At 61.2% G+C, this 24591-nt stretch carries 18 protein-coding genes; 8 read left to right on the top strand and 10 right to left on the bottom strand.

Going from position 1 to position 24591, the window contains the following annotated elements:
- The first annotated feature begins 37 nt into the window (after window positions 1–37).
- A complete protein-coding gene (gene fdhF / locus G9C83_RS14775; protein ID WP_167247326.1) occupies window positions 38–2176 on the top strand; it encodes a formate dehydrogenase subunit alpha in 2139 nt (712 codons plus the stop codon).
- Window positions 2177–2405: 229 nt separating this feature from the next.
- Window positions 2406–3227 (top strand): MOSC N-terminal beta barrel domain-containing protein, encoded by an 822-nt coding sequence (locus tag G9C83_RS14770; protein ID WP_167247324.1) that lies wholly within the window; start codon window positions 2406–2408, stop codon window positions 3225–3227.
- 681 nt (window positions 3228–3908) lie between these two features.
- On the opposite strand, the gene fmdA (G9C83_RS14765) is transcribed toward G9C83_RS14770, so the two are convergent.
- The 3 genes from fmdA (G9C83_RS14765) to G9C83_RS14755 all read right to left on the bottom strand — a co-directional run bounded on the left by fmdA (G9C83_RS14765) (window position 3909) and on the right by G9C83_RS14755 (window position 6655).
- On the bottom strand, window positions 3909–5180 hold the full coding sequence (fmdA, locus tag G9C83_RS14765) for a formamidase (RefSeq protein ID WP_167247322.1): 1272 nt from the start codon (window positions 5178–5180) through the stop codon (window positions 3909–3911).
- 76 nt (window positions 5181–5256) lie between these two features.
- Window positions 5257–5781: an AmiS/UreI family transporter gene (locus G9C83_RS14760; protein ID WP_243838086.1), complete on the bottom strand. Its 525-nt coding sequence runs from the start codon at window positions 5779–5781 to the stop codon at window positions 5257–5259.
- Window positions 5782–6034: 253 nt separating this feature from the next.
- Window positions 6035–6655, bottom strand: a complete 621-nt coding sequence (locus G9C83_RS14755) for a hypothetical protein (protein ID WP_167247320.1) — start codon at window positions 6653–6655, stop codon at window positions 6035–6037.
- Between the two features lie 111 nt (window positions 6656–6766).
- Between G9C83_RS14755 and fmdA (G9C83_RS14750) the strand changes: the two genes are divergently transcribed.
- Window positions 6767–8023 carry a formamidase gene (fmdA, locus tag G9C83_RS14750; protein ID WP_167247318.1) on the top strand — a complete coding sequence of 419 codons (1257 nt, stop codon included), beginning with the start codon at window positions 6767–6769 and terminating at the stop codon, window positions 8021–8023.
- 250 nt (window positions 8024–8273) lie between these two features.
- On the opposite strand, the gene thsA is transcribed toward fmdA (G9C83_RS14750), so the two are convergent.
- The 4 genes from thsA to crcB form a co-directional block, all read right to left on the bottom strand.
- Entirely contained in the window at window positions 8274–9941 is a 1668-nt protein-coding gene (gene thsA / locus G9C83_RS14745) for a thermosome subunit alpha (RefSeq protein WP_167247316.1), read from the bottom strand.
- 174 nt (window positions 9942–10115) lie between these two features.
- A complete protein-coding gene (locus G9C83_RS14740; RefSeq protein WP_167247314.1) occupies window positions 10116–10703 on the bottom strand; it encodes a carboxymuconolactone decarboxylase family protein in 588 nt (195 codons plus the stop codon).
- A gap of 83 nt (window positions 10704–10786) precedes the next feature.
- Entirely contained in the window at window positions 10787–11134 is a 348-nt protein-coding gene (locus G9C83_RS14735) for a CrcB family protein (RefSeq protein WP_347877811.1), read from the bottom strand.
- A complete protein-coding gene (gene crcB, locus G9C83_RS14730; RefSeq protein ID WP_167247312.1) occupies window positions 11131–11532 on the bottom strand; it encodes a fluoride efflux transporter CrcB in 402 nt (133 codons plus the stop codon). Before crcB ends, G9C83_RS14735 begins: the two co-directional genes overlap by 4 nt.
- A 552-nt stretch (window positions 11533–12084) precedes the next feature.
- On the opposite strand from crcB, the gene G9C83_RS14725 reads away from it, so the two are divergent.
- The 3 genes from G9C83_RS14725 (at window position 12085) to G9C83_RS14715 (ending at window position 17704) form a co-directional block, all read left to right on the top strand.
- Window positions 12085–13698: an NADH-ubiquinone oxidoreductase-F iron-sulfur binding region domain-containing protein gene (locus G9C83_RS14725; protein WP_167247310.1), complete on the top strand. Its 1614-nt coding sequence runs from the start codon at window positions 12085–12087 to the stop codon at window positions 13696–13698.
- Complete coding sequence (locus tag G9C83_RS14720) at window positions 13695–17108, top strand: molybdopterin-dependent oxidoreductase (RefSeq protein WP_167247308.1); 3414 nt, start codon at window positions 13695–13697, stop codon at window positions 17106–17108. Before G9C83_RS14725 ends, G9C83_RS14720 begins: the two co-directional genes overlap by 4 nt.
- 149 nt (window positions 17109–17257) lie before the next feature.
- Window positions 17258–17704, top strand: a complete 447-nt coding sequence (locus G9C83_RS14715; RefSeq protein ID WP_167247306.1) for a universal stress protein — start codon at window positions 17258–17260, stop codon at window positions 17702–17704.
- 49 nt (window positions 17705–17753) lie between these two features.
- Here G9C83_RS14715 and G9C83_RS14710 read toward each other — a convergent pair whose 3' ends face one another.
- Window positions 17754–19010, bottom strand: a complete 1257-nt coding sequence (locus G9C83_RS14710) for an RNA-guided endonuclease TnpB family protein (RefSeq protein ID WP_167247304.1) — start codon at window positions 19008–19010, stop codon at window positions 17754–17756.
- A gap of 160 nt (window positions 19011–19170) precedes the next feature.
- On the opposite strand from G9C83_RS14710, the gene G9C83_RS14705 reads away from it, so the two are divergent.
- Window positions 19171–19977 carry a ZIP family metal transporter gene (locus G9C83_RS14705; RefSeq protein ID WP_167247302.1) on the top strand — a complete coding sequence of 269 codons (807 nt, stop codon included), beginning with the start codon at window positions 19171–19173 and terminating at the stop codon, window positions 19975–19977.
- A gap of 159 nt (window positions 19978–20136) precedes the next feature.
- Here G9C83_RS14705 and G9C83_RS14700 read toward each other — a convergent pair whose 3' ends face one another.
- The gene (locus G9C83_RS14700) at window positions 20137–21390 is read right to left on the bottom strand and encodes a DUF4010 domain-containing protein (RefSeq protein WP_167247300.1); all 1254 of its coding nucleotides are present in this window, start codon (window positions 21388–21390) and stop codon (window positions 20137–20139) included.
- Window positions 21391–22269: 879 nt separating this feature from the next.
- Between G9C83_RS14700 and G9C83_RS14695 the strand changes: the two genes are divergently transcribed.
- The gene (locus G9C83_RS14695; RefSeq protein ID WP_167247298.1) at window positions 22270–23127 is read left to right on the top strand and encodes a sodium symporter; all 858 of its coding nucleotides are present in this window, start codon (window positions 22270–22272) and stop codon (window positions 23125–23127) included.
- Window positions 23128–23271: 144 nt separating this feature from the next.
- Here G9C83_RS14695 and G9C83_RS14690 read toward each other — a convergent pair whose 3' ends face one another.
- A complete protein-coding gene (locus tag G9C83_RS14690) occupies window positions 23272–24555 on the bottom strand; it encodes an amidohydrolase (RefSeq protein ID WP_167247296.1) in 1284 nt (427 codons plus the stop codon).
- Window positions 24556–24591: the final 36 nt, after the last annotated feature.

Below are 24591 nucleotides of genomic sequence, written 5' to 3'. Positions count from 1 at the left end.
GAGTAACAAATGACAATCGCGATTCAGGCACCTGACCATGTCCAGTGAAGATCAGGACCCGGTAAAGACGATCTGTCCGTACTGTGGTGTCGGCTGCGGTATCAACGTCCAGCCCGGTGACGACCCCGGCGACATGCAGTTTATGCCGTGGGGGGACGCTCCGGTCAACGAGGGGCGGGTCTGCATCAAGGGTGGCGCAGCGACCGAAGTCGTCGACCACGAAGACCGACTGACCGACCCGCTCGTAAAGGAGGGTGGCGAGTTCCGCGAAGCCACTTGGGAAGAAGTCTACAGTACCATCGTCGACGAGATGCAGCGCATCCGGGAGCAGTACAACCCCGACGCGATGGGGTTCTACGGCTCCTCGAAGGTGATGAACGAGGAGAACTACCTCCTCCAGAAGCTCGCGCGCCGGTTCGGCACGAACAACGTCGACAACTGCACGCGGATGTGCCACGCCTCCACAGTCTGGGCGCTCCGCACCAGCCTGGGGATGGGTGCGATGACGAACAGCATGGCGGACCTTGAGGAAGCCGCCGATCTCTTCTGGATCCACGGCGCCAATCCCGGCGAACAGCATCCGATCGCGAACAGCCAGTACTTCCGGCAGGCGGTGCTGGACGGCGCGACCGTCATCCAGGTCGACCCGCACGCGAACAAGACCACGGAGTCGTTCAAGATCGACGAGACCGACCGCCACATGCACCTCCAGGTGGACCCGGGCGCGGACATCCCGCTGTTGAACGTCGTCCTGAAGACGATTCTAGAGCGTCACGAGGCCGACCCGGACGCGGGCTGGATAGACGAGGCGTTCATCGAGGAGCGCACGGAGGGCTTCGAGGACCTCCGCGAGACCCTGGAAGGATTCGACAAGGAGGCCGCCGCCGAGGAGTGTGGCGTCCCCCTCGAAGACATCGAGTTGGCGGCCGAGAAGTACGCCACCGCGGAGAATGCCGCTATCTTCACGGGGATGGGGATGAGCCAGCACACCTGCGGCGTCGACAACGTCCAGAACGAGATCAATCTCGCGCTGATTACCGGAAACCTCGGGAAGCCGGGGACCGGCGTGAATCCGCTCCGCGGCCAGAACAACGTCCAGGGGACGTGTGACGTGGGCGCGATGCCGAACGTCCTCCCCGGGTACCAGCTCGTCGACGACGACGAGGCCCGGGCGTCCGTCGAGGACGTCTGGGGGTTCGAGGTGCCAGACGAACCCGGGCTGACGAACGTCGAGATCTCCCACGAGGCCGGTACGTCCGTCCACGGCCTCTACGTTATGGGCGAGAACCCCGTGATGAGCGAACCCGACGGCAACCGGGTCGCCGAACGCCTCGACTCGCTGGAGTTCATGGTGGTCCAGGATATCTTCATGACCGAGACCGCGGAGTACGCGGACGTCGTGCTGCCGGCGACGACGTGGGCCGAGCGCGGCGGTACCGTCACGAACACCGATCGGCGCGTCCAGCGGATGCGCGGCGTCGAGAAAGTCCACGAGAACACCCGACACGACCTCGACATCATCACCGAGGTCGGTACCAGGTTGTTCGGCGAGGACGAGGGCTTCGACTTCGATACGCCCGAAGAGGTGTTTGAGGAGCTCCGCGAGGTCTGCCCCATCTACCACGGCATGACTTACGATGCCCTCGGGGAAGAGGGCATTCAGTGGCCGTGCTACGAGCCCGGCGACGAGGGCGACCGGTTCCTCTACGCGGACTCCTTCGAAACCGAGAGCGGTCTCGGGCACATCGAGGGCGTCAACCACCAGCAGCCGAAGGAAACCCCAGACGAAGAATACCCCCTCATCCTCACGACTGCTCGGATCGAGGAGCACTACAACACGGGAACGATGAGCCGTCGATCACCGACGCTGAACCGCCAGCAGCCGGAGAACTTCATCGACATCCACCCAAACGACGCGAAGCGCTACGGCGTCACGGACGGCGACGATGTGACGGTGACGTCCCGACGCGGTGAGATCACAGTCACAGCTCACGTTACCGAGGACATCACGGAGGGTTCGGTCTGGACGACGCCGCACTTCGCCGCGGCGTCCGCGAACCGGTTGACGAACGACGTGCTCGACGAGCGCGCGAAGATTCCCGAGTACAAGGCTGCCGCGGCCGAAATCGAGGTCGGTATCGAGCCGTCCGACGGGAACGCGCCTGCCGACGACTGAGTCGGCCCGCTCCCCTATTTTGCCTGGCTGTCCGGGCTACGTCTGCGCCGCCTGCTATCGTTCTTCGAGGAAAGAACATCGCCGTTTTAACCGGTAAATACCCCAACTGAGCGGCGCGGTGCCGTGGAAAGTCCCCTGTTTACGCCAGGGAGGCGGTCACCGTGAACCACTGCGTCTCGAACTAGTTCAAACAAATCTTTATTCATATTGCTAACCACAATACGTACTGATGGCTCACGTCGAGAACCTCTGGGTCTACCCGATCAAGGGATTGGACCGGATGACAGTCGAAACGATCAGCATCAACGACGCTGGCACTTTCCAAGGGGACAGAGAGTACGCGCTGTTAGACCCCGAAGAAAACAACGTGATCGAGGACCGCTTCGATTCGGTCGGCAAGACGTTCAACGGGAAAGAGATCGACCACACTCACGAGGTGCGATCGGCCTTCGAACCGGACTCCCACGAACTCACTTTGACGATGCGCGAGAGCGGAGAGGAGGTCACGTTCGACCTGCGAACCGAACGCGACACCGCGAGTGAATGGTTCAGTGAGTTCGTTGGAGAGCCGGTCGAACTACGCCATCGAGAACCGCCGTCGTTTATCGACCGGCCGAAGCTGGGTCCATCGGTCATCAGCACCGGGACCCTCGAAGAAGTGGCATCGTGGTTCGACGACATGACTGTGGAGGGGGCGCGGATTCGCCTCCGGCCGAATATCGAAATCGGCGGTGTCCCACCCTTCTGGGAGGACCGTTTCCTCGGCGACGACCCCTCCGGATTCGAAATTAACGGGGCCTGGTTCGACGGTGCTGAAGCCTGTGCACGCTGCGTCGTTCCCTCGAGAGATCCCGACACTGGAGAGCCGATCGAGGACTTCGAGCAGCGATTCGCGGAGTATCGCGAGGAGACACTTCCGGACTGGGCACCGAGGGAGGAGTTCGAACACTTCTTTACCGTCATGCTCATCACGAAGGTGCCAGAGGACGACTACGGGAGTACGATAAGCGTCGGCAACGAGGTTACGGTCGGTGACACGCTCGAGGTGTAGCACACTGGAGACGGGGAGGTATGATCGAGGCGTGGGCGGCCTCCCCGTTGAAACGGACGTTTCTGTCGTCGTCTGACCGACGAGCAGCGGAGTAGGCAGTGTCGGTTGCTCCTCAGAGCGACTCGCTGTCCTCGATACGATGGCGTGTTTCGACCGCAATGGCGTCCCGGGGCGTTGGGAACTCTGAAGACCGCTTTGGGATGAACCGAGGTGAGATTGTGTGCCGTCACTCGACTCTCGTCGACCTACCGGAGTGCTGGTTCGTTACCACGTCTGGCTGGGACGTGGCGGCCGACACAGTTTCTCGACGCGTTGAATTCCCCCTCGACGACCCACCGAGAATAGGGCGGTTCGTCGATGAGGCCCAATGGGTTCGAAGACGCGTCTCGGCGAGGAACTCGGCTGTCCGTTCGCAACAGGGAGGCCACCGTTTCTCGAACCCGGCGTGAATACACGAATCCATGCCGTTAGCTGCTTGGCAACCCCCACTAGAAGAGATATCTGCGGACTCGAAATCCCCCAAATCCACATACATTTTGGGCACTCCCGATATCCGTACTACGGGTGGCAAAACTACTGGGTGGGGAGCGAGCGTCAGTACCCACAGAACGCCTTTCCGAAGTGCCGGTCGCGCCGGTCCGTGATTCTCGAGCCAAAAAAGGTGGGGCCCTTCTATGGGGGCTATTCAAGCGGCTCGTCGGTGACGACGAGGTCCCCGCGATCCTCGGCGTTGCCGAGACTCCCGGGCGAGATGTCGAACTCGAAGGCCCCGGTCGGGAGCGCGAGCGTCGAACACGCGTTCGGCACGTCGACGACGCCGCTCTGCCGGCCTTCGACGGGGACCGTTCCCAGGATGTGCAGGGCCTGCTGGCCCGTGTACCCGAATTTCTTCAGGTAGTCGATAGCCTGTAGACACGCCCGGCGGTAGGCCGTGTGCGAGTCGATGTACTTCTGCTCGCCGTCCTCGGTAACCGAGTAGCCACAGAAGGTGACGTAGTTCTCGAAGTTGGGGCCGCGATGCCCCGGTTCGAAGATGGGGTGGGTGACGCCGTGGTCTTCCATCCCGTTTTTGACGACTTCGAACTTGCAGTCGACGTAGCCGGCCATCTCGATGGCGCCACAGAACGTGACTTCGCCGTCGCCTTGGGAAGCGTGGAAGTCGCCGACGCCGAACTTGCCGCCCTCGACGTAGACCGGGAAGTACACGGTCGACCCGATGGAGAGGTCCTTGATGTCGTGGTTGCCGCCGTGTTCGCGCGGTGGGACCGTTCGGGCGGCCTCCTCGGCCGCCGCCTCGGCTTCCTCGGGGTCCATCTCGCCCATCTGGGCCCCTTCCGGTGTCGGCGGGTTTGCGACGCCCGGTTCCGACTTTTTGGTCGGGTGGTTGGGAATGGACTCGGGGTCCTCTTCGAACTTGTCGATGAGTTCCTGTTCCCGTTCGTTCCACTCCTCTAGGAGCTCCTGGCTGGGCGCACACCCTGCCAGTCCGGGGTGGATCTTCCCCTCGTAGCGAACGTCGGGGACGTGTCTGGAGGAAACCGTGTAGCCGTCGATTTCCCAGATGGACTTGGCGGCGTTCGGGAAGTGGTCGGTGAGGAAACCGCCACCGTTCTGCTGTGAGAAGGTGCCGGTGAAGCCGAACTCGGAGCGACCGTTGAGCGGCCCCATGTCGAGGAACTCGACTTTCAGGAGGTCGCCGGGTTCGGCGCCGTTGACGTGAACCGGGCCGGCCAGGTAGTGAACCTGGCTGAGGTCGACGTCCCGTACTTCGTTCGGGTCGTCGTTGTCGGTAATCTGGCCGCCGGTCCAGTCGAGGGCTTCGAGGCGAGCGGTCTCACCGTCGTCGACTTCGACGACAGCGGGGATGTCAGGGTGCCAGCGGTTGAAGGGATTGGCTCCGGGTTGTTCGTCGGGCGGGCTGTCAACGTCGACCTCGAATTTTACTTCGGGCATTGGTATCGCGGGTGGTAGACACCCATGATTAATTTAATATTATATCTACTTAACAATTTTGGACGTGTTACTTATCTTATGCCCACGGCCAGAGCCCGGCTGCCATCAGATAGCCGCCAACAGCAGTGGCGACACCGGTTGCTGCGGTGAACCAGCCGACCGGAACGGTGAGGCCGTCACGCTGGAGTCCGAGGAGGACGAAGAAGGAAGCCCAGAGGACGGCCCACAACCACCACAGTCCAGTGAGTCCGATATCGCCCCCGAGCAAGACCAGATACCCGGTTGGGACAGCGGTCAACGCGACGAAAAAGCAATACCAGCCGAAGGAACGCTGATCCTCGACGCCGCGAATCGCGTTCGCCCCGATCCACAGGTAGGTGAACGAGAACAACATCGTTCCCGCCGCGTTGAACGGTGTCCCGTCGGATGCATCGCCTCCGAAGGCCCACCAGATGACAATCAAGAATGTTATTATTCCTGTGAGGAAATTAAATATCGCGACGTCACGGTCAGCCCCATACCCGAGCAGCCACAGTCCATTGACGAAGAGCACTCCTCCGACAAACAGGAGCCCCATCCCCAGAACCTCATACAGTGGCATTTGCCTCCCTCCAGCCGGTTCGGTAACTGGCCGCTGCCGTGGTTTGTCGTGTCATCACATGCATAACTATGTCTATCTAATACTTATAATTTTCTGGCATGAAGTGTTCTGAGAGGCGTACCCGACAGGGAGCGTGAGCGGCCGTGACCGGTAGTCCGACTGTCCCAATCGTCCGAGTCGATGACAGAGCGGCCGCATTCAAGACTGCTTGTTCACCGGTAGTACAGTCCTGCAATCGGCCGTGTGCCGATTTTTACCTATTACTGGGCCTATCAAGAAACAGGCGGAAAGTGAGGTCTAATCCCGACGAGTCCTCTCCGACTACGTCGGTCCCTACCTTCTCCCACGTTCGTTCGGTGAGCCTGTCGGCGATCTGTTGTGCCCTATCCGCGTTCGTACCGGCTGTCGTGATGGCTACGCCTCGCTCCTCGTTGTCGGCCGCGGTCTCGGTAACGTGTTCGACCCCATCGGAAACCGTCGTTTCGGGAGGGAGTTCGACCACTGTGTACGGCTCTCCCTCGAACGAGAGCCGCTCGTCCGAGTTCGATCCTTCGTCGGTTCGGACGAGTGCAGATTGAATCAGCCGATCGACTGCCGCAGTTCGCAAAGATTCGGTGCTCCGCAGCTCGTCGGCGGCAGCATTCGGTTCGACGGCAACCTGGTATTCGGCACCGGTCGTTTCCAACAACCCGTAATCGACGAGTTTGTCGAGCGAGGCTTCCGGCTCCCCCTCCTCAGCCACCAGTTCGTACTCGTCTCGTTCGATCAACCGTTTCGCGAGCGCACTGGCGCCGAATGGTTGGTCGCGGAACGACTTCCAGATGTTCGCGTAGATCTCGACGCTGTCTTCGATATGGGAACGTTTGTCAGGCATAGTACGAACGGACGGAAGCATCTGTTGTAAAATTGCGGGACATCCAGTTAGTAGACCATAAATATCCGTCGCCAAATATATAATGGATTACCATGATTATCTAATCGGAGTATGCCAGAAACCGTATTCGAGGTCGACACAGACGCACCGCCAGAAGAGCAACCGGACCCGATCGTCAACCGATGGCATCCCGACACGCCACCCGCATCGACCGTCCAGCCGGGGGAGAAGTTTCGTGTCGAGTGCCTAGATTGGACCGGGGGCCAGGTCAACAACGACGATAGCGCCAACGACATCCGTGATATGGACCTGACCCCGAATCACCACCTGAGCGGCCCGATCGAGGTCGAAGGCGCCGAACCCGGTGACATGCTCGTCGTCGACATCCTCGACATCGGTGCCTTCCCGGATCACGAGTGGGGTTTCACCGGGATCTTCGACCTGGAGAACGGTGGTGGCTTCCTCACGGACCACTTCCCGGAGGCCCGTAAGTCCATCTGGGACCTCGACGGCGTGTACACCAAGTCCCGACACATTCCGGGCGTCGAGTTCGCCGGCCTCACACACCCGGGGATCCTCGGAACCGCCCCGTCACACGAACTCCTCGAGGAGTGGAACCGGCGCGAGCAGAAACTCATCGACGACGGTCCAGACGCGGAAACCGCAGTCAACCACGAGACCCGTGAAGAGGAACCGCCCCTCGCGCTCCCGCCAGAACCCGAGAACGTCATGCTCGGTTCGATGGAGGACGAGGAACTGGAGGAAGCGAAAGACAAAGCCGCTCGCACTATTCCACCCCGCGAAAACGCGGGCAACTGCGACATCAAGAACCTCAGCCGCGGCTCGCGCGTGTACCTCCCAGTGTTCGTCGACGGGGCGAACTTCATCACCGGCGACATCCACTTCTCACAGGGCGACGGCGAGATCACGTTCTGTGGCGCCATCGAGATGGCCGGCTGGATCGACTTCCGCGTCGACGTGATCAAAGGCGGCATGGAGAAATTCGGCCTCGACCATCCGATCTTCAAACCCGGTAACGTCGAACCGGATTTCTCCGAGTACATCACCTTCGAAGGCTACTCCGTCGACGAGGACGGAACCCAGCACTACAAGAACGCCAACGTCGGCATGCGCCGGGCCTGTCTCGACGCCATCGACTACCTGAAGAACTTCGGCTACACCGGTGAGCAGGCGTACCTCTCCCTGAGCACCATCCCGGTCGAGAGCCGCCTAGCCGGCATCGTCGACCTGCCCAACACCTGCGTTACGGTGTCCGTGCCACAAGCAGCGTTCAACTTCGACATCGATCCGGATCGGCTGGACGACATGGACAGCAAATCCCGTGGAACGGCGGCGTCACCGTCGTAACGATTGGACCCTCATTTTTTCCATCTTCGAAGCGCTGGACTGCTCGGGGTCGCTCCCGAGACACCGTACACCCGCACCGCTCACTGCCGGTTTCCCGTGAATCGTTCCCGCTCTCCGAACGACGCTGCGGGACGTAACGCCTGATTCTCAACAGTCCGTACTGCAACTAACGGTCGTATGACGTACGACTGGCCAGTTTCGGCGCGAACGGGGAGAGACGCGAGCGGGACCGTCGTAGTCGACGTGGCGCTCAGTGTCCGATCGCCCAAGGATAGCCGTGGGAGTCGCTCTGGAGGCCGGCGCCGGCGCCGTGCTGATGGTCGTGGTTGTGTCCGTCTCCTTCCTCGTGAACCGGCTCGTCGACGTGAATGATGCCGTCGATACGGAGGATGGACGTCACAGCCTCGGTCGCGTTCGTGAGCAACCGCTCGTTGAGGCGGATTGGTGCAACGATTCCCCGGGAGTTCATGTCCGTCACCTCCCCCGTCTCGACATCGATACCCGCGGCCGTGTCCCCGTGGTGGTGGCGATGTCGAAGCTCCAGCAGCGTATCGATTTGATCGTGTCCGGCGTTCCGGGCGAGTGTGCGTGGAATAGTCTCCAGAGCGTCGGCGACGGCGCCGACGACGACCTGCGTCCGGTCATCGATTCCGCGGCTCCACGTTCGCAGATCTGCCGCGAGCTCCACTTCGGTCGCCCCGCCGCCCGGCACTACGCCAGGGCGGGCATCGAACGACGCGAGCAGGTCGATAGCATCGACGATGATCCGTTCGGTTTCGTCAACGACGTGGTCGGTCCCGCCACGAAGGAGCAACGACACCTGTGTCGACGCCGCGTCGCGGACGAGGGCGAACTCCGACGGCCCGAGCGTCCGTCGTTCGACGACGTGCGCGTGACCGACTGCGCTCACGTCGAGTTCTCCGAGTCGCATGACCGGAGACGCACCCGTCGCACGCTGGAGTTTGTGGATCTCGTCCTGTCGCGTCCGTTCGAATGTGAGTATCCCGGCTCGGGCCAGAAGGGCCTTGAGCCGATCGTCGATCGATTTCTGACAGAACAGCACATCGACGTCGTGCGTCGTGAGCGTCTCGACGTATCGCTCGTACTCGCTGGTCTCGAACTCCTGGAGTTGCTGAAGGTCGTCGACGTCCTCGACCGACAACTGCGACGCCGATTTCGGTGTTTGGAGGGTGAGCTCGTCGTCGACGACGGCGACGCGGGCGTCTTCGATACGTTGCGGGAGTGGTACCGGAACGTCGGTGAGTGATGTCGAAGATCGATCCGTGTCGATGACGAGCCCGTCCAGTAGCTTCGAATCGGCTGTTTCGCCCCCCGCGATTCCGTGAATGGTCACGTTCTCCAGTCGAGGGCCGTCGTTGCTTCTCGCCGCCTGATAGCCTCGGACAGCGAGGTCGGCCAAGAACGTGGTGAGCTCGGCGTTCCAACGTCCAGTTATCGACGTCTCGACGAGCCGCCGACGCGTCTCGTTGTCGTGGTTTTCCCACGTCGCGAGGTCGGGCAACCGGGCCTGGGCTCGCGTGGCCGCCTTTGCGTAGCCGTTTACGATGGTCCTCGGATGGAACCCGTCTTCCAGCAGTTCGCTGGCTTCGCGAAGAAGCGCCCCCGACAACACGATCGCGGAGGTCGCTCCGTCGCCGACGTCGCCGCCTTGCGAGTGTGCAACCTCGGAAACGAGTTTCGCGGCTGGTGACTCGATATCGATCCGGTCGACGATGCTCGCACCGTCGTTCGTCAGAACGACTTGTCCGTCGCCGACCAACATCTTATCACGACCGTTCGGCCCGAGCGTCGTCTGTAACACGTCGGCGAGAGCGATGCCAGCGGAGATGTTTTGCTGCACCGCCTCGTCACCGTCGACCTCGTCTGTGATGTTTGCGATTGTATCTACTTGACTCATAGCTGTAATGTCACCTATGAAAACAGATTGGCAGGTCATAAATTTACTGCCGGTGAAAAATCGGAACTCTGTGGGGTCGACGGCAGCAACTACCAGTGTGAACTCACGCTCCGGCTCGGAACCGGTCGTGGGACCTTCGTCTGTACGCGAACAGCGTTTTCCGGAAGGTAGCAGTCACTCACGCTCCGGGCGGGCTTCCTCCAGTGGGTAGTCGATATCGTCCGGATACGGGCCGTCGCCGGTGGTTTGGAGTTCGAGTGCGATACAGAAGCGGTCGAGCCCCACCTCGAGGCTCCCGAACAACAGTAACTCGATGATTTCGGAGTCAGTGTACACGTCCCGGAGTTCCTCGAAGTCTTCCTCCGTGATTCTGTGGGGGTTTTCCGAAAGCTGTTCCGCGAGACGGACCGCAAGGTACTCTCTTCTCGTCAGTCCGTCTTCGTCGATCGTACCGAAAACGTGGGTTTCCTTGTCAGCGACCTCGTCGCGGACTTCGAGCGTCCGGACTGTCGCACAGTACGCACACTGGTGGCACTCCGCAACCTTCAGTCGCATCAATTCGAAGAGCGCCGGATCGACGTGCTCTCCCTGACCGAACGCTTCAAACGTGTCGACGATACGCTTGAACACCGGCGGGACGTGCGCCATCGCGCCGAAAAACGCCGCGTCGCCATACCAGTCGCTCTGCGCTTCTTCGAGCAGGTCGTTGACCGCTTCGTCGTCGGCTTCTCCGGGACGAACGATGTCTGGACGGCCACTCATACGTCGTAATTCTTGTGTACTGTTCACATAGTTCTTTTCCTGCTGTTGAGGTGTTGCGTCTCTAACTACTCACGCGTGGTTCACTAACTGAGGAGGAAGCCGACGAGCACGACGACTGTGACGGCACCGACGAGGTTGGCTGCGGCGTACCCGGCGGCGACGATCCGGCGGTCGCGTTCCCAGAGCGAGACCACGTCGTACGAAAACGACGAGAACGTCGTGAAGGCGCCACAAGCTCCCGTGCCGACTGCGAGCATCGTCGTATTTCCGGCACCACCGAAGGTGACGACGGCTAACACGAGGCTCCCCAGAACGTTCACCGTGAGCGTACCGGCCGGGAAGTCGTCCATCGTGACCGTCTCACTCACCAAGTGGCGGAGGACGGCACCGATCATGCCGCCGATAGCGACTAGATACGGTGGGCCGATCACGACCTCGACACCTCCCTGGTCTCCCCAGAGAGTCGTAGCGTAACCGACCTCGCGAGGAGGACCGCGGCCAACCCGATGGCGTAGTTAGCGACGACGTTAACGATGGCCCAGACGGGCGCGGTCTGAACTGTCTCAACTGCGAAGGCACTGTAGGTCGTATACGACGAGAGGAGCCCCGTTCCGAATACGACTCGGGACCGGTCGGCGAGAATGCTGATATACCTGTCCTCGTAGAGCAGCAGACCGAGCAGGAAACAACCAGTGACGTTCGCGGTGAACGTTCCCCAGAGTCCCGGCAGAGTGATTCCGACGACGTATCTGAGATTCGCGCCAATTGCACCCCCGACGGCGACGAGCAACAGGGTTTCGATCGTCTGAAGTGGATGATCATCGCTCATTCCTGTTCGAACTCGTCTCTGACTGAGAGACGACTTATGCAAAAAGCTACCCTTGACCCGATAGCTACGAGATGCTCTGTACATCATCGCCGCGTCGCCGGTCGTCGGGCTGATTGCTGTCGTCGCTCTGTACTACTGAATCAAACCCTCAGAACGGACCGAGCCGGTACAGAGTCTCCGGCTGTCTAATTCGGAGCCGCTAACACCCATCTTTGTCGCGTTCCCACACCGGTCGGGTCTTAATTGACTTTCAGCCGCAGGTACCACTAGCATTTGAATGGATACGAAAGGTCGTGTGTGGATACTCAGACCCGTCGGTCCGTCCGCGGTCGGGATCTCCTCGTCACCACAGGACTACTTGCGGTACTCGGCGTTCTCGGGTTCTGGATGTGGCGCAGGAACGCGCCGCTCGCCCGGTACCTCCGACGACACGACCGCCGCCGGCAAAAGTCGACCTCGGAGCATACCCCGGGTACGGACCCGGTTTGACAAACTGAGAGGAACGACAGATGGACACCACCGTTTCGCACGATCTCGGTAAACGACTGTACAATGAGCCAAGATACCAATACGCAAGGTGAGCAGACGGTTCTCCGTGTCACAGTCGGCAACGGCACCCCAGACGAGATTCGCGGGGAGCTCGATGACGGTAGTGACGGCGCGACAGCCCGCGGACGCGATATTTTACAGACGGCTCGCGGAGCTTCCGACGCGGTCGACGTGCTCGAAGTCGGCTCGACGGGCCTCCCCGCGATCGAACCGCTCGTTCTCGTCACCAACGGTGGAGAGACAGCCTACCATCCGTCGCCGTCGTCCAACAGCGTACACACACTTGTCGAGCACGCCGAACTCGGCGATATTAGTGCGCCGGACGCCGCCTGGGTCGTCACCCACGACCCGGATGCAGAGACGTTGCCGATACCAGCCGACGGACCGCTCGCTGTCGGATCACGGCGAATCTTAGGACGCTGTGGGTGGATCGACCCACGCGATGGGTTTCCTCCCGAGGCCAGCGCTACTGCATTCGCACGAGATGACCCTGGCGGAGCGCTAAGGCGACTTGACGACATCGGACTCCTCGGGCGTGGTCGAGGGGACGCAAGCCAAGATGAGGATCTAGCCACCGAACTGGACAAAGTTCGAGAGGCGTCGGGCGATCCGGTCGTCGTCGTGAACGCTAACGAGAGTGACCGCCGGAACCTGACTGACCGTTTGCTGTTGGAAGGGGATTCGGCGGCCGTCGTCGATGGATTACTGGCTGTCGCCGCCATCGTCGGGGCCGCACCCGACGATACGGTCGTCTACACGAACGAGACAGACGACCTCGCCAGACGGCGGATCCGTCGGTCGCTGCACGCCGCCGTCGCCAACCTCGACGACGACGGCAACGCTGCGCCCCAGATCGTCTCCGGCCCGAACGAGTACATCGCCGGGGAGTTCACGATGGCCCTCGAAGCGTTAGAGGGGAACGACCGACTCGAAGCGCGACTGCGTCCGCCCGGTCCGGCCCGACACGGACTGTACGGACGACCAACAGTCGTGGCAACGCCGCGGACCCTTGCGCAGATAAGGACCGGTCTGCTCGACCCCGACGCCTTCGATGCCGACGACTCCGACCCGGGCACGCGACTCTTCACCGTCACCGGTGACGTGGCGTCGGGTGCGACCGTCGAGCTACCGACAGGGGGATCACTAGCGGCCGTCCGCGACGCCGTCGATATCCAGGGACAGTTCAAGATGGCGTCAATCGGCGGCCGGTTCGGTGGCTTCACCCGATCGTTGGACCGACCGGTTAGTTCGATCGGCCTGCAGAACGCGAACCTCGGCACCGAGGGCGTGATCGAGGTGTTCGATCAGGAGACCTGCCCAGTGGCGGTCACCGGAGAACGAGCGCGGTTCGCCAGCGAGAAGAACTGCGGGCGGTGTTTCCCGGGCCGCGAGGGCACGAAACAGCTCCTCCATCTCCTCCGAGACGTGTACGACGGACAGTACGAGGACGACAAGATGCGTGAACTGACGCGTACGATGGGGACGTCCAGTCTCTGTGATTTCGGACAGTCAGCGGCTCGGAGTGTCGGGACAGCAATCGACCGTTTCGAGACCGAGTTCAGGGCCCACGCGAACGGCCGCTGCCCGAGCGGGGCCTGCGAGGAAATCGACTCATGAGCATGGACGACCCACCCGGACCGACCGAGCACAGCCCGTCTGAGAACCTTCCCGGCGTTCCGGACGTCGACGACCCGCGGTCGAGCACGCCGCTCACTGACGACTTCGAGACTGGGACAGCCAACGACCCCGATGTTGGGGTCCGGAGCGATGACATGACGACCGTGATAGTCGACGACCGGCCCATCGCTGTCCCACCGGGCTCGACGCTCCTCGACGCCGTCGAAACAGCCGACACCGACGCCGACGTGCCGGCGCTGTGTTCCTACGACCGGGATACCGAGCAGGCCGACGCGATCGGGCCGCGGAGCACCTGTCGGACCTGCATGGTCGAAACCGACGACCACGGCATCGTCCCCGCCTGTAGTTTCCCGGCCGAAGACGGGATCGAGGTCTCGACCGATGCGACCGACGCCGAGGAAGCTCGGGACGTGAACCTCGATCTCGTCCTCGCGAACCACAACCTCCGCTGTACGACCTGCGGGCAGAACGGCCGCTGTGAACTCCAGGACGTCTCGATTGAGCACGGCGTGAATCAGCCCCGCTACGGCGTCTTCGACGAGCGTGACGAGTACGACCCGCTCGATGCGACCTCCGTCATTCAGATCGACCGCAACAAGTGCATCCTCTGTAACCGCTGTGTCGAGGCCTGTAACGACGTCCAGGCCGCCGGCGTGCTCCGGATGTCCGGGCAGGGCAACGACATCCACATCGACTTCCAGAAGGAGGAGGCCGAGACGATGGCCGAGTCGACCTGCATCTCCTGTGGCCACTGTGTCACCGTGTGTCCGACCGGCTCGCTCGTCGAAGACGGGCTCACGGACGCGACGACGATCCCGCTACCCGGGTTCACGCAGAAGAACTCCATCGGGGAAGTCCACGAGGCGGAATACTTCGAGACTGCCGATACGGCCGTCTCACCGAACCGGGACGTCCCGGGAACGGACGACCCTGACCGGCCGACCGACCCGGAGGATCTGTCAGGCGTCGCGAAGTTCATGGCGAAGGCGAAGGACCGAGTATCGGGTCTCTCGAAGCGAGCCACAGACACCGCGCTCAAATCGGCCGAGCAGTCGGCGGAGAGCGTCGCGGAGAAGTCGATGACCGTCGGCCAGCTGTTCGACGTCGCCGAGGGCGTCAGCGGCGCTCGGAAGCGGAATCTCACCGTGACCGACACGACCTGTACCTACTGTGGCGTCGGGTGTCGGTTCAAGCTGTACGGAAAAGGCGAGGAGATTCTCGGTGTCCGACCCGCTGAACCCGAGGAGACACCCGCAAACGACTTCTCGACGTGCGTGAAAGGAAAGTTCGGGTACGACTTCGTCGACTCCGACCAGCGACTGGAGACGCCGCTGATCAGGGAGGACGGGGAGTTCCGCGAGGCGTCGTGGGACGAGGCACTGAACCACGTCGCGCAGCGACTGTCCGATATCCGCGACGAGTACGGCTCGGACTCGCTGGCGGTGACCGCCTCTTCGAAGGCGACCAACGAGGAGAACTTCCTCGCCCAGAAGTTCGCCCGACAGGTGCTTCACACGCCGCACGTCGACAACTGCACCCGGCTCTGTCACTCTTCGACCGTCGCCGCTCTCAAACAGACCGTCGGCTTCGGCGCGATGACTAACCGCATCAACGAGGACGTCGGCGAGACCGACTGCTATCTCATCACTGGATCGAACACGACCGAGAGCCACCCGGTGTTGGCGACGCGAATCGTCCAGAACGTCCGCGACGGCGCCGACTTGTTCGTCTTTGACCCGCGGAAGATGACGATCGCAGACCACGCAGACCAGTACTCCCGCACGGTGCCGGGAACCGACGTCGTTTGGCTCAACGGGATGATACGGTACATCATCCAGGAAGACCTCTACGACGAGACCTTCGTCGAGGAGCGGACCAAACACTTCGAGGATCTGAAGGCGGGCGTCGAGTCGTACACGTTAGATCTCGTCGAAGAGGTGGCCGACATACCGCGGGAGCAACTCCGCAACGCCGCCGAGACGATCGCGAACGCTGACACCTGTATCTACGGGTGGGCGATGGGGCTGACCCAGCACGCCCACGGCACGCACAACGCGCTCGCTATCGCCAATCTGGCCCTGCTCTGTGGCCACCTCGGCAAGCCGCGGTCCGGGCTCTCGCCGTTCCGCGGCCAGAACAACGTCCAGGGCGGTGGGGGCGACATGGGTCCGATTCCGAACAACCTCCCCGGCTACCAGCCGGTCGACGATCCAGAGGTACTGGACAAGTTCGAAGCGGAGTGGGGCGTCAGGCCACCGAATCAGGTCGGGCTCCGCATCACCGAGATGTTCAGTGCAGTTCCGGGCGTCGAGCGAACCGTCTCCAGCGAGGGGGGCAGTGACGCGTACGGTGGTGACGACACGGTCGGGGGCGAGGAGGAACGAGGAACCAGAGATCTGAGCGCAGACGAGGGTTATACGCCGAGTAACACCGACCTGCATGGGATGTACATCATCGGCGAGAACCCGTCTATCTCGGAGCCAGACATCCAGCACGCCGACAGGGCGCTAGAGGCCCTCGACTTCCTCGTCGTCCAAGAGCTGTTCATGACCGAGACCGCGAAGTTCGCCGACGTGGTGTTGCCCGCCGCCTCGCTGGCCGAAAAGTACGGCACGACCACGAACACGGAACGACGGGTTCAGCTCGTCAGACCTGCCGCTGACTCGCCCGGTGTAGCCCGGACAGACGCCGACATCCTCCAGGACCTCGCCGGCCGGCTGGGATTCGACTGGGACTACGACAGCCCGAGAGACGTGATGGACGAAATCAACGAGCTCACACCGATCTACGGCGGCGTGACCCACGATCGCCTCGAAGAACGGGAACACGGCCTCCAGTGGCCAGTTTGGAGCGAAGACCACCCGGGAACGCCGTATCTCTACGAGGAGGAGTTCAATTTCGAGGACGGTAAAGCGCGGTTCGTCCCGGCCGAACTGGCCGAGGAGCACTATCCGGTCCCGACCGAGGAGTTCCCGTTCACTCTCACCACGGGCCGGGTGCTCTATCACTGGCACACGGGCTCGATGACCCGCCGGGTCCGGGCCTCTATGCAGCAAGCCCCCGAGAGCTTCGTGACGATTCACCCGGAGGCAGCCACCCGGCTCGGAATCGCCGACGGCGAGTACGTCCGCGTCGAGTCCCGCCAGGGCGAGATCATCGTGAAGGCGAACGTCGAGGAGACTTCGGGGTCGGACGTCCTATTCATCCCGATGCACTTCGTCCACGGAGCCGTCAACATACTGACTAAGGAAGAGTTCGACCCGACAGCGAAGATTCCCCAGTACAAGGTGACGAACGTCCAGGTCGAACCGCTCGGGAAAGAGCCGGCCGAGGAGCCGACCCCACCCGGTGACCTCGCCGCGGAGTCCGACCCCTCCGAGGACGACTAAACTACCGTGTCGGCGGCCGGTGGACGGCCGGCCACCAAACTTCCCGGAGCCACGGGGTCGATGCTCAGCTCCCTCCGCAGGAGCTCACTCCTTTCCCAGCGTTTCGTAATCGACGGCTATCTTTGTACCTCCGCCGACAAACATTCGGTATGTACGATCAGGTATTGGTCCCGACGGACGGAAGTGAAGAGACACGTGGCGCCGTAGAACACGCAATTAATCTCGCAACGACCTACGACGCCGCCCTCCATACGATCTATGTGGTCGACACGAACGTCGGTGTTGACGCCTCGGTTCCCGGGACGCTTGACACCCTCAAAGAAGCTGGTGAGAACGCAATCAAGGAGGTGATCCAGCAAGCAGAGGCGGCTGGTGTGGGCACGACCGAAGGTTCGGTGGCACAGGGAGTACCCCACCAAGCTATTCTCGATTACGCCGACGAACACGACATCGATCTCGTCGTGATGGGGACACACGGCCGTACAGGCCTGAACCGATATCTCCTCGGCAGCGTCACCGAAAAAGTCGTCCGGCTCTCCGATGCTCCGGTGATGACGGTTCGTATGCCAGACGACTCCGCTGACGAGTCGTCGTGAGCAGACGGAGCATCGGTCTCACGGAGTAGGAATCAGAGGTGCTATTGAGCTACCCACCCGTAAACGGGTGGGATTCAGCGTGGACTCCCGTTCTGGCCGAAACGTCGGCAGGTGATTCATACTCACCGTTCACGTTCAGCGCCCCGCTGTTCAAGCGCACGCCCAAGGGTGCGCCTTCGTCGCCCCCGGTTTGGTTGCGACGAAGATACCGCAATCCGATGTTCTTGGCGGCGTTGTAGTCAGCGTGGTTCTCGTAGTCGCACTTCTGGCAGTTGAACGACTCACTGTCACGGTTATCAGGGTGCGTGAATCCACAGTGGGAACACCGCCGCGACGTGTTCTCCGGGTCAACCTGTGCTACGTCGATACCGTACTCTGCGGCTTTGTATTCGACGTACTCGTACAGGCGATTGAACGCCCATTTGTGCCCCCACGACGCGCCGGTACGCTCACGAATATCGGTCAAGTCCTCGAACGCAATCACAGAACAGCCGTGGTCACGAGCTTCCGCAACAAGCTCGTTCGATGTTCGGTGAAGCATCATTTTGAAGCGGCCTTCCTCTTTGCGACCAACTGCCTGAACGTTCTCGTGTGCCCAGCGCGTCCCGCACTCTTGTAGGTCGCCACGCCGCTTCTCGTACTCTCGCCGCCAGTGGTCGAACTCGTCACCAGTCCAGAACGTACCGGTGCTGGTGACGGCAAGGTTGTTCACACCGAAGTCAACCCCGAGAACCGTTCCGTTCTCGGTGGCAGCCTGTGTCGACGTGTCAGACTCCACGTCCGTCTTGCAGTGGATGTGAAGTTGCCACTCGCCGTGCTTCCGGTGTAGCTCCGCCCCGGTTATCTCGTACTCGTCAGAGTACAGGTATTCAGCGTGGGGCGTGTCGCTGTCTTCGTCTGGTAGCACGTAGTCGGCTTCAATTCGACCGTCTGTGGTGGCGAGAGACACGTACTCGTCGTGGAACGTAGCGGTGCGGTGGTCGTAGACGACGTGCGGGGAAGTCATACGCGGCTTCGACGCCTTCTTACCGTTCTTCCAGCGTGCGACGACGCTCTTGCAGGCTTCAGCGGCTTTGTTGCGGGCGGCTTGGACAAGGCCGCCGTTGAAGCCATTTGTCGCTTCTCGTACGTCGTCGTAGGTTTCGTCGTCCAACTGTGTCTTGCTGGTCGTGACGTACTCACCTTGGAACGCGTGGTCTACGACGTATTGAGCAGACCAGAGAAACGTGTCTACGGTGTCTTTGAGAAGCGCGGCATCGTCACTATCCACGTCAAGCGTGACGGGGACAGTACGCCGCACTTCCATATCTTATATGTAGAGTCTGTACTTCTTAAACGCTGGGGAGTCGGCCTGCTACCGTGGCGTGGTTTGATCCCAGTCGTCGGCTTCATCCCACCCCTAAAGGGGTGGGTTTTCGCCTTGCACTTTCTATAAATACCTTCCCCGAAGCTAGTAGCATCACTGTATGAGCTGGCAGATTTACGGGTTGATCTTCACCGCCGGTCTCGTGAGCGCACTCACCACAGGTGTCGGAACGATCCCTCTCTTCTGGGCTCGCGACGTGAGCGACGAATGGAACGTCGGACTCTGGGGACTTGCTGCTGGGTTGATGACGTCGGCATCTATCTTCGGGCTGGGGTACAAGATGTACAGCCATCCTGGGGACACGTGGATCGGAATCGCGGGGCTCGTCGGTGGAGCGCTTCTCGTCGTCCTCACGCACACCGTAATCGACCGGCTTGAATTCGACGCCGGCGCGACTGATATCGCGAAGAGCGATCTCCAGACCATTCTTTCCGTGTTGCTCGTCCTCACTGTCCACTCGTTCCCCGAAGGGATTGCCGTCGGTGTCTCGTTCGCGGAGCTCGAATCGTCGACGACGATCAGTGTGGTCGGACTCTCAGTCCCGCTGCTCGCAGTCGTGATGACGGTCACGATCGGCATCCATAACATCCCCGAAGGGGTGGCTATCGGCGTGCCACTCGCTGACGAGGGGAGCGTCAGTAACGCGAAAATGTTCGGGGCGGCAGCCCTCTCGTCGTTACCGCAACCCATCGGCGCAGTGATCGCGTATTACTTCTTACAGCTCGCTCAACGATTTTTGGAGTTCGGATACGGCTTCGCAGCGGGGGCGATGTTGTACCTCGTCGTCCGAGACATCATCCCCGAGGGTCTCCAAGCCGGTGAAGACCTCGAAAACACAAGGATGTACCTCGCCACAGGTGCGATCGTGGGAATCGTCGGCTTTCTCCCACTGGTCTTCTTCCTCTAGCGGCGCTTTCCAGAGGATCTCGAACGGGCGAGCGAGCGGGCCCTCGAATCGGTCGAGCCCGAGTCCGACGCCGATTCGAACGTCATCCACCCTCAGGTGCGAAGTAGCTGATGGAAATTATGTGATATCGGATGGCAGTTCTCCGCTAGAAGCAAGGGGTCACAGCCAGAGAAAAACGAGGCCACTCAGGACGACGACGCCAAGCACGATGGATACGAGTTTCCCCAACTCGGTGGTGCCGAGAACCCACGCTAACGCGGCTTTCACAAAGGTGTTCGCGATGGCCGCGATGACGATTCCCGTCGTGGCGACCTGCGTCGAGACTGTCCCTTCGGCTGCGAGTCGACTCAACGTGATCGTCATCGCGTCGACATCAGCGAGCCCGGAGAAGAACGCGGTCGCGTACACCCCCGACGCACCGAACCATTCGTTGGCGTACTCGGAGACAAGCAACACGGCCGCGAATATGGCCCCGAAGAGGAGGGCGGGCTGCAGGCGTAACGGGTTCTCGAGTTCCTCCGGTTTCACTGTCTCGTCGGACGCGGTTCGCCAGTACAACACCCCGGCAGCAGCCACCCCGACAACAGTCATCGCTCCTAACGGGAACGCGACGTTCGGGAGCAAGTCGGGGTTGACGACTGCGATCTCGATGAGCGCTCGGGGGAACATGACGATGGAGGCGGTGACGACTGCGAAGGCACAGACGTGATAGAGCGTCGCGTTCTGGGTCGTCTTCTCGGCCATCGAGACCGTCGTCGCCGTGGACGAGACGAACCCGCCGACGATCCCCGTGAGGGCGATTCCGCGTTCGGGACCGAGCGCTTGTCCGAGGACGTATGCCACGAATCCAAGGCCAGTGACGAAGACAACCATCAACCAGACGAATCTCGGATTGAGGCCGTAGAGGGCGTCAAGCGACCGGTCGGGGAGTGTCGGCAACACGACGAGGACGACGAGAATAAACTTCACCGACGCACGCCGTTCACTCTCCTCGATCCGATCGGCGAATTCGTGTACGGGTCCTTTCATGGAGAGCAGGACTGTGACGGCACCCCCAACGATGATCGCGATGGTCGCGCCGCGGTCGGAATGCATCGTCATCGCACCGAGGACAACGGTAACGAGAGCCGCCACGAGCGTCGTCAGGCCGATATCGCCTTCGTACCAGATTTTTCCCACGTACGCGACGGTGAGTGGTACGACGAGCATCCCGAATGCGACGGGGAGCACAGCTGGGAAGAACGCCTGAACGAGCGCCCCATAGAGTGCGATCAGCGGAAACGTCCGACTCCCGGCGAAGGTCCCCCCTGATTCGCTCTGTTCTCGTTCCAGGCCGATGAGCACGCCGAGGCCACCCGCGAGGAGAAGATGTAAGACGACTTCACCGAGGGACGACGTTAGAGGGTCGACCATCGCTCAGGAGGTCTCGGCCATGGGTTTTCTGGGAGTGCGAGTCATTTTCGAGACAGTAGTGGTCGTCCCTCGTCAAGACATAATATCGGGTTCTTAAAAAGAGTGTAGGTCGGGCTTCGAGTTCGCCTTCACTGCCCCCTTGATGAGCGCAATCACTAGTGAAGTACAGCATTCACCCCCATCTCACCATCGTTTCAATTTTGAGCACTATGTGTATTTTTTATATTTCGGGGTTGGTCGTGCTCGGCCAACCATTCACAGCCAGGTTTGAAAGGTGGATCCACAGCCGGATCTGGTCGAATCACATCGCGGTTGACGGAACCGCTATCTGACTTGGTAACAGATAATACCGGCTGTATGCCAGTGACTATCCAAAGATAAGCTGTTTCCCGGTACAAATTCTGAATTGACAACAGGAAGGAACGCATTCATTCAATTCTCGTTGAAGTCTCCGAGAAACACGGCGTTCCTATCGTCGTGTTTCTCGTCACCGAACCGCATTCGTTGCGAGAAACACACCAGTACCACGGCTTCGGTTGCACCTGCGAGGAACACGGAATTCGGAATACTGGCGCACACATATTCCAATATACAAATGAGATTACCTATAATTCAGCAAACCATTTCAGGGACGGCGACGTAGAAACCACCAGCGGTTGTTTCAGCTCGTTCAGTTTGGCACGGAATCAGTTACTGAACGCTAGCACCGTGGCCAACCGGGTACTGAAGGGCGGTAATTCCAGTTTGGCGGCCGTAAATCGTATCTTCCGCCTGTGTGTCGACGAAATGCCGACCACGGATGGTGATCTCGGATTCGGCCGGCCGAGACGAAAGCAGTCAAATGGTCTCCGTCCAAACTTTCGAATGGATAAATCCAACATGGAGGCGATATCTGGAGACGCGTTCGTCGAGGTTGTCACGACTGTCTTCGTTCTCTCGACGATGTTCTCGATGGGGCTGAAACTCTCCGTCACGCAACTATTCGGCGCGCTTCGAGACCGGCGACTGCTGACCAAATCCCTGGTAGTGAACCTCGTAGCAGTGCCGGTCGTCGCCTACCTCCTCCTCCGAACGGTTCCGATCAGTCCGGTGTACGCGACCGGGTTCCTGTTGCTCGCCGTCTCGCCCGGGGCGCCGTTCGGCCCGAAGTTCGCTGAGATCTCAGACAGCGACATCGCGTTCGCGAGCGGCTTGATGGCGATCCTCTGTCTCCTGTCGGCCGTGACAATCCCGGTCACACTGGTGGTACTCGCTCCGGGCGACGTCGTCGTCGATCCCGTCGCAATCGGGCGGATGGTGCTACGTATTCAACTCGTTCCACTACTGGCGGGACTGGCGGTATCTCACCTGCGTGCGCCACTCGGTAACCGGCTGTACCCGCCGATTCAGCGACTGTCGGACGTCTCGTTCGTCGGCCTGATCCTGCTGCTGGTGGTGGTCTACGGCGACAGCATGGTGTCACTCGTCGGAAGCGGAATCCTCGGCCTCTCGGCGGTCGCTGTCGGGGTATTCCTAGTGCTAGGATACGCGTTCGGCGGGCCGATCCGGGAACGACGGGAGGTGTTGGCGACGACGACGACCGCTCGAAACGCCGCAATCGCGCTGTTCATCGCGACGGCCGGATTCTCGAGTCCAGACGTTCTCACGGTCGTTCTCGCGTTCTCATTCGTCAGCGTCGTCGGCGCTGGAGCGCTCGCTGGCGTGTGGCGGAACCGACCACACGACTGGAATCAGTGACGATGCCTCGCCCGACGCGACTGCGCTTTGGTCGATGTGGCTCCTAATAATGGCGACCCACTGACGCGCCGCTGAACGACTTCGAACGGTGCTGTGACGCGACTTCGACGAAATCGGGGAGTTCCGAAATTCCCGCCAATGACGTTACGACAGGAGGTCGAGGACGGTGTCCGAAAGCACGGTGACACCGATCAACAGGCAATCTTCGTCGACATCGAATGTCGGTGTGTGGTGCCCGCTGGGATTACCGCCACCGATGCCGACGTACGCTGCTTTCCCACCGTTCTCCTTGACGGCACGCATCAGGAAGGTCGCGTCCTCGCTGGCCCCTAGCTGGTCACGCCGGCGCACTGACGACACCGCGTCGACGGCACTCGCCGTTTCGTCGACGAGATCGACCAGTTCTTCGTCGCTGTCCTCGCGGATCGCTTCCCCGATGAGTGAGATGTCGGCCTCGCAGTCGTGGGCGGCTGCCGCTGCGTCGACGTGTCGGTGAACGGAATCCCGCATGTACTCCATCAGCTCGTTGGACTCTCCGCGCACCTCGATTGTCGCAGTCGCTTCACTGGCAACGACGTTGGCGGCGTTGTCGGATCTGAGTTCGCCGACGTTCACCCGCGTGGCGCCCTCCCGGTGACGGGGGATGCCGTAGATGTTGCTCGTCGCGTCCACGAGTGCGTGGACTGCATTGCGGCCCTGGTTGGGTGCCAAGCCGGCGTGCGCGGATTCGCCAGTGAACGCGACGTCGAAGCGAGCGAACGCGAGCGCTTCGTCGACACCTCCGACGACGGTTCCGGTCGGATGGTCGAGCCCGACGTGTGCACCAATCAGGTAGTCCACGTCGTCGATGTGCGAGCCGCCGGCCATCGCTTTGCCGCCCCCGAGAAGCTCCTCGGACGGCTGGAAGAAGACCTTGAACGTTCCATTGAAGTCGCTCTCGATGACTGCCTGGAGCGCTCCCAGACCGAGCGTAATATGGGCGTCGTGGCCACACGCGTGCATGTACCCCTCGTTCTCGGAGCGGAACCCCTCCGCGGCCGGCTTGTGGTCCCCGTCGGACGACTCGGTGATCGGGAGTGCGTCGATGTCGACGCGAAGCCCGACAGTCGGGCCGTCACCGCGTTCGACGACAGCGACAGCCCCAGTATGTCCGCCTGCGAGCTGTTCGAGGATGTCGGTTCGGTCCGTCCGAGCTGCCGCTCGCTCGTACCACGCGGATAGTTCCTGTTCGTCCGGAACGCCCAATCGCTTGTCGGGGTCGAGCGCCTCGGCGCCGACGTGAATCTGGTCGACGCCCAGACGTTCGAGTTCTTCGACGATTCTGATCGTGGTCCAGTACTCGCGCCATCCGGGTTCCGGGAACGCGTGGAATTCGCGTCGGATGTCGACCAGTTCTTGTTTTGTCGGGAGGTGGGTTTGTGTTGGCATCTGTTAGATGTCGTGTGTTCTCGTTCGTGGTTCTAA

It is taken from the genome of Halobacterium sp. R2-5, from assembly GCF_011734195.1.
Lineage (GTDB): Archaea > Halobacteriota > Halobacteria > Halobacteriales > Halobacteriaceae > Halobacterium.
The sequence above is the reverse complement of the archived record's forward strand: the minus strand, read 5'-3'. Positions and strand labels throughout refer to the sequence as shown.

What these genes read in the sequence shown, in the direction of transcription:
- fdhF (WP_167247326.1), top strand. Translation starts at nt 38, where the DNA reads ATGTCCAGTGAAGATCAGGACCCGGTAAAGACGATCTGTCCGTACTGT.
- G9C83_RS14770 (WP_167247324.1), top strand. Translation starts at nt 2,406, where the DNA reads ATGGCTCACGTCGAGAACCTCTGGGTCTACCCGATCAAGGGATTGGAC.
- fmdA (WP_167247322.1), bottom strand. Translation starts at nt 5,180, where the DNA reads ATGCCCGAAGTAAAATTCGAGGTCGACGTTGACAGCCCGCCCGACGAA.
- G9C83_RS14760 (WP_243838086.1), bottom strand. Translation starts at nt 5,781, where the DNA reads ATGCCACTGTATGAGGTTCTGGGGATGGGGCTCCTGTTTGTCGGAGGA.
- G9C83_RS14755 (WP_167247320.1), bottom strand. Translation starts at nt 6,655, where the DNA reads ATGCCTGACAAACGTTCCCATATCGAAGACAGCGTCGAGATCTACGCG.
- fmdA (WP_167247318.1), top strand. Translation starts at nt 6,767, where the DNA reads ATGCCAGAAACCGTATTCGAGGTCGACACAGACGCACCGCCAGAAGAG.
- thsA (WP_167247316.1), bottom strand. Translation starts at nt 9,941, where the DNA reads ATGAGTCAAGTAGATACAATCGCAAACATCACAGACGAGGTCGACGGT.
- G9C83_RS14740 (WP_167247314.1), bottom strand. Translation starts at nt 10,703, where the DNA reads ATGAGTGGCCGTCCAGACATCGTTCGTCCCGGAGAAGCCGACGACGAA.
- crcB (WP_167247312.1), bottom strand. Translation starts at nt 11,532, where the DNA reads ATGAGCGATGATCATCCACTTCAGACGATCGAAACCCTGTTGCTCGTC.
- G9C83_RS14725 (WP_167247310.1), top strand. Translation starts at nt 12,085, where the DNA reads ATGAGCCAAGATACCAATACGCAAGGTGAGCAGACGGTTCTCCGTGTC.
- G9C83_RS14720 (WP_167247308.1), top strand. Translation starts at nt 13,695, where the DNA reads ATGAGCATGGACGACCCACCCGGACCGACCGAGCACAGCCCGTCTGAG.
- G9C83_RS14715 (WP_167247306.1), top strand. Translation starts at nt 17,258, where the DNA reads ATGTACGATCAGGTATTGGTCCCGACGGACGGAAGTGAAGAGACACGT.
- G9C83_RS14710 (WP_167247304.1), bottom strand. Translation starts at nt 19,010, where the DNA reads ATGGAAGTGCGGCGTACTGTCCCCGTCACGCTTGACGTGGATAGTGAC.
- G9C83_RS14705 (WP_167247302.1), top strand. Translation starts at nt 19,171, where the DNA reads ATGAGCTGGCAGATTTACGGGTTGATCTTCACCGCCGGTCTCGTGAGC.
- G9C83_RS14700 (WP_167247300.1), bottom strand. Translation starts at nt 21,390, where the DNA reads ATGGTCGACCCTCTAACGTCGTCCCTCGGTGAAGTCGTCTTACATCTT.
- G9C83_RS14695 (WP_167247298.1), top strand. Translation starts at nt 22,270, where the DNA reads ATGGAGGCGATATCTGGAGACGCGTTCGTCGAGGTTGTCACGACTGTC.
- G9C83_RS14690 (WP_167247296.1), bottom strand. Translation starts at nt 24,555, where the DNA reads ATGCCAACACAAACCCACCTCCCGACAAAACAAGAACTGGTCGACATC.